The following is a 7,691-nucleotide window of genomic DNA, read 5'->3' on the forward strand; positions in this document are numbered from 1 at the left end:
CGGCGCCACAACTGTGCCCCGTGCGGGCAACAGTTGGCGGATGCCGCGGGTCGGCGACTCAGCCCTAGAGCCGGCGCAGGGTCTCCAGCACCACCACGGCCGAGCGCTCAGCGGCGTCGTCCACGTGGGTGAGGTGGTCCCCCACCGGCCCGCACAGGTCCGAGATACCGCGGATGCCCACAAACGGCACCCCGTAGACGAAGCAGGTCTGCGCAATCCCCACGGTTTCCATATCGGTCGACAGCACCCCGGGGAACAGCTCGCGCAGGCTCTCGGCGAGCTCGGCGCCCACGAACTTGTCGTTGGAGACCATCAGCCCGCGCTGCACCACCAGCGCGCTCCCGTCCGGCATCCGGCTGGGCGCCTCGGCGGCGGCCAGGGCCGCGTCCGCTCCGGTGTACCGGGCCGGCATGCCGGGCACCTGGCCGAGGGCGTAGCCGAAGGGCCTGGCATCCGCGTCGCTGTTCAGGCATTCGCTGCCGATCACCACCTCGCCGACGCGCACACCCACGCCCACCCCGCCGGCCGACCCGGCGCTGATCACCAGCGGCGCAGCCTCCGGGTCGCCGGCACGGGCGGCGAGAATGGCGGATGTCGTCGCCCCGGCCGCGTTCACCAGGCCGATGCCGCCCTGCACGAGCAGCACCTCACGCCCGGCCAGGGTCAGCCGGTACTGCAGGGCCTTGCCCACGGTGATCGGCAGAGCGGCAGCGGTGGCCGCGGCCAGGAACGGCGCGGCCTCCTCCGCCATCGCGACTACGACAATCGCGTCGAGCGCAGCCTGCTCCGTGGCGCTCACGCGGTGACGTTTTCCCAGCCGGCGCGGCCGGCCAGGAACACCGACACCGCCTCCTGCGCGGCGGTGAGCGAGTGGTTGGCGCCCCAGCCGCACTGCACCTCGTTGGCCGCCGGCACCTCGGTGGCGGCGAGGATGTCGGTCATGGTGGCCTCGATCAGCTCGAGCACCTCGGTGACCTCGGGCTGGCCCTGCAGGATCAGGTAGAACCCGGTCTGGCAGCCCATCGGTGAGAAGTCGATGACCCGCTCGGAGTGGTTGCGGGAGTGCTCGGCGAAGAGGTGCTCGATCGAGTGCACCGCCGGCATCTCCAGGTGCGCGGCGTTCGGCTGGGTGAAGCGCACGTCGTACTTCACGATCACGTCGCCCTGCGGCAGCTGCTTGGTATCGGCCAGGCGCACGTAGGGCGCCACGACGGTGCGGTGATCGAGGTTGAACGACTCGACGTTCATGCGCGGCTGGTTCACGTCATCTCCCTGAAAGCTGTGGTGTCCCCCGGTTTCAGGCGACCAATCGACAGTAACAGCCGAGCCGCCGCGCTCCCAGACCCTCCCGGCAGCGCACAACTGTTCCCCATCCTTCCCGGGCGGATGCGCCATACTGGCACCCTGGCGAGTCCGCCGGGGGGATTCGGGGGAAACCATGTCCAGACTCACGTCCGCGTTGCCGATTACGGCCCTGGCGTTGCTGCTCACACTCACCGGCTGCACAGCGGATGCCGCCGCGCCGACCGGCGGGAACACCGAGACCACCGAGACTGACACCGACGCCACCGTCCGGGAGCTCGAAACCGAGGCAACTCCGGCATGGACCGTCGAGGCGTCCGTGGTCGGCCAGCCCGCCGCGGCGGACGGCGTGGTCCTCGCGTACACGAAGGCGTCCTCCGGCACCCTGCAGGTCGTGGCCTGGGACGCGGCCACGGGCGAGCAGCTCTGGGCAGACACCGCCGTGACCGGGGCGGTCACCCCCGGTGTCATGGTGACCGCGCGCATCGTCGAGGACGGCGACACGCACCTCGCCGTCTACCTCCGCCCGGGCGACGAGGAGGGCTGGCAGGACATCGTGCTGGCCGACCTGGCCACCGGAACCCCGATCGCCCTGCCCGACAACCGGGTCTGGGCCACCAGCCGGCCGGCGACCTGCGCCGACGGCGAGGATGTCTGCTTCACCGGCTACAAGCAGTCCGCCTACGACGCCGGCAGCGTGAGCTACCGCTTCCCCGCCAGTGGCGGTGAGATCAGCCAGGATGGCGACATCGTGCTGCCGGCATCCGCTCGCCTGCTCGGCAACCGGGTCTATTCGACCAACTCGCGAGCACCGGGCGGCACCGAGCTTCTCGGCGCCAGCTCCGGCGGCCAGACCCTGTGGGAACGCACCTACGAGGACGTCTTCGGCGTCGGGGCCTCCTCCGACGGCGGTTGGGCCTGGGACGACGAGGATCCCGCCGAGTTGATGCTCGGTGCCGGCTACGTCGTCGACGCGGCGGCGCGCCAGACCGACTCGTTCACCACGGATGCCACCCAGCGCCGGGTCGTCGCCCTGGATCCGCAGACGGGCGAGACCGTGTGGAGCATCGACGGAGCCGATTTCTGTGACAACGGCGTGCGCGAAGACGAACTCGTCGAGGGCACGCGCACCCTCTGCCTCTACAAGGCGGGCACCTCGACCGCCACCAGGAAGGCCGACGGGTCGGGCTATGAGGGCACCAGCACGGGTTTCGACGTTGACCTCATCGGCGTCGACGAGGCCACCGGCGACATCGCGTGGACGCTTCCCCTCGGCGGAGACCGCTTCAACGGCGACAACACCGACAGCAGCTTCGCCTCCTTCTCGGCCGAGCAGGTCATGCTCATCGACGGCGAATCGGTGGTCGTGAACGTCGTCACCGGCGACCACACCACGGCATCGACAGACTCCACCTACGCCTGCTCCACGCCCCGCGACCCGTTGCTCGCGACCTACCCGGGCCAGAGCGAGACTTCGCCATTCACCACCGGCTCCGACTACCAAGGGTGCGACGCGAGTGGCACCACCACCGACACCTTCTCCACCGGTGCGGTACGGATGGTCGGGGTCGACGCCGACGACGGCGTATGGGTTCTCGGAACCCCCGGCAAGCTGCTCGGATTCGTGCTCGAGGACTAGCGAACCCCCGCTGTCGGCTGCCTATAGTGGTTTATGAACTCCGACACGAACGACCAGAAGACCCCGGACGGTTCCACCGACATCAGCAACGCCGAGAAGGCCAGGGAAGAGGAGTTGCCGGACGGCTCGCAGACCGACGGCACCACGGAAACCGAGGAAGACACGGTCTCCGGCGGCCCGGCGGACTAGTCAGCCCACGGCGCATCGGGCGGGCGAACTATTTGATTCCGTACACGCTCGACAGCGCATATGCGCGAAATAGTGGGCGTATGCGCGAAATATTGGGCGTACGTATGAGCGGCTACGCGCCGCTCCGGAGGGTTGAGCGTGCGCTTCGCCAGGACTTGACATCATCAGATCCACGGGTCCGATCGCGTTCGGTAGGGTTCTTCGATTCGGATTGAATGGGGTCGTAGGCCTGCAACGCGCTACAGGCCAATCGCCAGGTCAGCCGCCCCTAGGGGCCGCGCGACTTACCGGCGGCGGCGGTAACAAGCTCGAGGAACGACGAAAGGCCCCCGGTTTCCCGGGGGCCTTTCCTGTTCGCGCAGATTTTCATCCATCGTGCACTACATACTGTGGGTCGTTTGCATAACTCTAAACGAACCGCCTGGTCCTTTGAACCAAAAGGAAGCCGCACGCCAATTGACTCAATCGACAAGCCAATCCTTTGGCCGAAGTCTCGAAATCCTTTCGCTTGGAGCTACGCGGTCGTATCTGTTGTCTGGTAGCTATCTGTATTGCTTGGCCCGACGCTTGACGCTACTGATACTTCCTCAATTCTCGTCGCGAATAGAGAAACCCCGGGAGTGCAATTAGGAAGAACAGGACCCCCGGGACGGTAATGACCCATCCCCAAGACTCGCCCAACGCGGAGGCCACAATCCCTCCAATTATTACCGTCGGAGATAGCACCAGCAGGCTAACAAAAAAGGAGACCTTGATTCGAGCAATGTCTTTATCGTCGTACCCCATTATCGTTCTCTCCTCTCCTGCTGTCCTGACTATCGCGTACCGCGATTGCTCCTAACACTCTCCTCCTGCCAAATAGAACACTGCTAGTGAAGCCGACACGCCCCCATACAATAGGGCCCCAGCTCCCAGCGCTGCGGCAGCGACAGGAAGGGCGAAGGTCGATAAGGCAAAAGCACCAGTTCCCAGCGCGAAGCTTGCCAGACCTGTGATTGCGCCGACCGCCCCGCACGTCGTTACCTCCCGGCCTGTCGGATCGAAACTGTTTATGGGGTCTCCGCCGGCGAAAGCGTACCGATTGCCATTCCCCGGATCCAGCGGACTATCCAGCGTGTCCTGCTGGGTCCACGTACCGGTCACCGGGTTGTACCAGCGGAACCCGAACTTGACGAGCCCGGAAGCACGGTCATTGATGCCGGCTTTGAAGGCGTACGGGTTCTGTGCGGCGCCGTTTCCGGTTCCGCCTTCTCTGAGTACCTGTGCGCCGTACGGGTCGTATTCGTAGCTGAACACGTTGCTCGAGAAGTCGACGAGTAGGCCGACAGGGTTGCCGATGCCGTCCCAGACGTAGATGCCGTTGACGCCGGTGGACGTGGTCAGCATGAGTGCCTGGCCGGTGCTCGGATCGCTGTAGACGTGTGCACCGTTACCGTTGACGGTGTAGGTGGTGACCTGCGGGTTGCCGTTGGCGTCGTTCTTTCCGTAGCCCAGTTTGTAAGTCAGGTTGGGGACTGTTTCGGACAGCACCATTTTCTGGTCGGCGCCAGCGTAGGTGTAGGTCGCCTCGACTCCACCGGTGGTTGCGCTCGTCATCTGCTGGAACCTGTTATACGTGTACGAGGCCGTCGGGGTGGCCGTGAGGTTCCCCGTTCCGTCATAGGCGTACCCCGAGGTCGTGATCTGGTTCGCCGCGTTGTACGTCAGCGTCTGAGAGGACGGGTTTGAGCCGGTGACAATCTGAGTGAGCCGGTTACCGCGGGCGTCGTAGGTGAACTTGAAAGTGCTGTTGCCGGCACTGCCGCCTGATTGAGCGACTTCAGTCACTCGGCCTGACGTGTCGTACTTGTACGCCGTGACCTGGTTGGTGACATTGTTCTTGGTCCACTGCAGTTTGTCGCGGTTTGTCGTGGCACCCGTGCCGCAGGTTGGTGCAGCTGATGCCGTGTTGTAGCAATAGACCATGTCGAACACGACATCGATACCGCTAGAGGTGCCGGAGTTGTCGTTGGTGGTGGCCGTCAGCTGCTTCACGCGACCGGAGGTGTCGTAGCTGGTGACTTCGTGGCCGGCGTAGGTCGAGTTGTCCGGGTTGGTGGACTGCAACCAGGTGTCGGTACGGCGCCCTTGCGCATCCGTGGCATACCGCGTCGTCTGGAACGCACCATCTTTGGGGTACTGGGTGCTGGTGAGGACTCCGGAGGCGTCGTACGTGTTGGTGTAGGTTCCGAACGAGTCGGTGGAACTCAGCTCGTTCGAGGCCTTGTCGTAGGTGTAGGTTTCAGACCCACCGGCGGTGTTGGCAGTCGTCAACTGCCGGTTGAGCTGATCGAACGTGTTCGTGATCGTCCCGGTGGGGCTGACGGACTTGGTCAGGTTTCCCGCCGCGTCGTAGGTGTTGGTCACCGTCGCGGTGCCTGCGACCGTCGTCAGGAGCCGATCGATTTTGTCGTAGGTGTACTGAGTGGTGTTCCCGCGGCCGTCCGTGGCCGATCCGATCCGCCCGTAGGCGTCGTAGGTGTAGGTCTTCACGCCCAGGCTTGAGCCGGTCACCGGGGTCACCGTCGAGAGCTGCTTGTTGGCGTTGTACGCGTAGACCGTCTTGTTAGTTCCGTTCCCGGGGGCTGTCGCTGTTGCAACGGTGCCGTTCGCGTTGTAGGTGAGGGTCGCGGTAGCTCCGGCAGCATCAGCGGTCGTGAGTTGGTTCCCGGCACCGTTGAAAGTCCGCAAGCTGGTGTTGCCGGCGGAGTCAGTCGTGGAGGCTGGCAGGTAAGCGGTGCTCGTCGTCGTGCCGTAGGTCGCTTCAGAGTCAGCCCCGCCAGGCGACTGTGCCTTCGTGAGGGAGTTCCCGCTGTTGGCACCGTACGTTCCCGTTGTCGTCCCTGTGCCAGGGCCGCCGGTCGCACCGACGGTTGCCGTGAGCGTGTCCGCGTTGCCGGTGTACGTTTTCGATTTCTCCCGACCCGCTGCGTCGACAGCTTTGAGGACTACCGCGGTTTTAACTGCGAAGCGCCTGCCTGTGCGGCGGGATGGTTCGGTGAGTAAAGACAAAACTGCCCCAATCATGTGGTCGCGAGTAAAGACACCACTCCGACCTAGCCCATGCCCGGCTATGGACTCGAAAGCAGCTGACACCGTGGAACCGATCAATATCCCGATGCGCTGTGAAAGCCGCCCTCGGGCAGGAACCTATGCTCGCCTCTAGAACCTCGCTAGCACCCGAAAAGGGGGCAGGAATCGACCGATCAGACCGGAGATCTTTGGTCTGTCGGTCAGTCATTGCGCATTGCAGAAAACGGGCATCCACTGCGACCTCATTGATGCGGGATCTGCCGGTGCCGCCCCAGGGGGCACTCGATTCGCTCACCTGCATCACGAGGCGCTTCGCCGAGCCGGGAACTCGTCTTCCGACCGCTGAGAACGACGAAAGGCCCCCGGTTTCCCGGGGGCCTTTCCTGTTCGCGCAGATTTTCATCCATCGTGCACTACATACTGTGGGTCGATTGCAGAACTCGAATCGACCCGAAGACCCCTTGAAACGATAGGCCACTTTTCGAGTCTGCATCCGCTCTAAATAGACGATCCTTTGGCGAAAGTCCGAAAATCCCGTGGACCGTCTGAGCGCAGGAAGGCCGCGGCCGTGTCTACCTCGTCTCGTTATCCGACTCAGCCGTTGAGCAGTGCTGCCGCGACCAAAATCACAATGAGGAACACGGCCACGCCTGCGAGCGCAATCCAGGCCCCGCGCGTTAGGCGTGGACGATCCCCCAGCGTGCCGTCAGCCTTGCGTTTTTCAACAGCGCGCCACCAGATGTACGCTTGCCCGAAAATTACGATGAGGACAACGATTGCCACTATGAAGATAATTGGGTCGTCCACTGTTTAACCGCCCATTCTTGGGTTTCATTTGTACCTACGACGTCTGGCCTTGTAGATGAGAAAGCATATGAGGATGAACGCGAGAAGGGCCAGAATGGTCGCGAGCGGATTGTCTTCAAAATACAGGAACATCAGAGAAGCGCATTTCCGACCTGACCGATGTCTAGCAGAAAGCTTATGTAACCTAACCCATTGCCGGCGGCTGGATACGCCTCACTGATAATTTGGATCCCGGCTCCGACGACGCAACCAGCTGCTGCGGCCACGACGATTGATGAACCGGCTGTCAAGGCACCCAATCCAAATCCGATGGCGAGGTTTTGTACTACGCCCAGGGCACATGCCCCCAGAACGTTGCTTAGCGTGTTTCGCCCGCTCGGATCAGAGTTGTTGATGGGATCGCCACCCGCAAACACATACCGGTTAGCATTCCCCGGATCCAGTGGCGTATCCAGCGTGTCCTGCTGAGTCCAGGTACCGGTGACCGGGTTGTACCAGCGGAATCCGAACTTCACGAGCCCGGAGGCGCGTGAGTATTAGCGCGCCTGGGGGCCACCGTTATTGCCTTTGGGGGCCACCGGGCGGTGTGGCCGGTAGCGTGCTCTGGGGCCACTGAATATTGCTGTTGGGGGCCATCTGCTTAGCTCCTTCCGCCGCGTGTATAGGCACGCGGCAGAAGGAG

General features: G+C 63.7%; 6 protein-coding genes and 1 pseudogene. 2 read left to right on the plus strand and 5 right to left on the minus strand.

Translation table 11 applies throughout. The features are described from left to right. Positions 1–64 precede the first annotated feature (64 nt). Both mtnN and K2F54_RS17820 read right to left on the minus strand, forming a co-directional pair. Entirely contained in the window at positions 65–799 is a 735-nt protein-coding gene (mtnN, locus tag K2F54_RS17815) for a 5'-methylthioadenosine/S-adenosylhomocysteine nucleosidase (protein WP_308287732.1), read from the minus strand. Next, complete coding sequence (locus K2F54_RS17820) at positions 796–1,248, minus strand: S-ribosylhomocysteine lyase (RefSeq protein ID WP_220607207.1); 453 nt, start codon at positions 1,246–1,248, stop codon at positions 796–798. The genes mtnN and K2F54_RS17820 overlap by 4 nt, the downstream gene beginning before the upstream one ends. A 190-nt stretch (positions 1,249–1,438) precedes the next feature. Here K2F54_RS17820 and K2F54_RS17825 point away from each other — a divergent pair, with 190 nt between their 5' ends. Together K2F54_RS17825 and K2F54_RS17830 are read left to right on the plus strand one after the other, a co-directional pair. After that, positions 1,439–2,941 carry a PQQ-binding-like beta-propeller repeat protein gene (locus tag K2F54_RS17825; protein WP_220607197.1) on the plus strand — a complete coding sequence of 501 codons (1,503 nt, stop codon included), beginning with the start codon at positions 1,439–1,441 and terminating at the stop codon, positions 2,939–2,941. Between the two features lie 33 nt (positions 2,942–2,974). Then, entirely contained in the window at positions 2,975–3,130 is a 156-nt protein-coding gene (locus tag K2F54_RS17830; protein ID WP_220607198.1) for a hypothetical protein, read from the plus strand. Positions 3,131–3,967: 837 nt separating this feature from the next. On the opposite strand, the gene K2F54_RS17835 is transcribed toward K2F54_RS17830, so the two are convergent. The 3 genes and pseudogenes from K2F54_RS17835 to K2F54_RS17845 form a co-directional block, all read right to left on the minus strand. Then, positions 3,968–6,181: an RHS repeat-associated core domain-containing protein gene (locus K2F54_RS17835; protein ID WP_220607199.1), complete on the minus strand. Its 2,214-nt coding sequence runs from the start codon at positions 6,179–6,181 to the stop codon at positions 3,968–3,970. 615 nt (positions 6,182–6,796) lie between these two features. After that, on the minus strand, positions 6,797–7,009 hold the full coding sequence (locus K2F54_RS17840; protein WP_220607200.1) for a hypothetical protein: 213 nt from the start codon (positions 7,007–7,009) through the stop codon (positions 6,797–6,799). Between the two features lie 131 nt (positions 7,010–7,140). Beyond that, positions 7,141–7,527 (minus strand): annotated as a pseudogene (locus K2F54_RS17845) (RHS repeat-associated core domain-containing protein); the annotation flags it as partial. Positions 7,528–7,691 lie beyond the last annotated feature (164 nt).

The sequence above is a fragment of the Cryobacterium inferilacus genome (assembly GCF_019599185.1).
In the GTDB taxonomy this organism is placed as follows: Bacteria; Actinomycetota; Actinomycetes; order Actinomycetales; family Microbacteriaceae; genus Cryobacterium; species Cryobacterium inferilacus.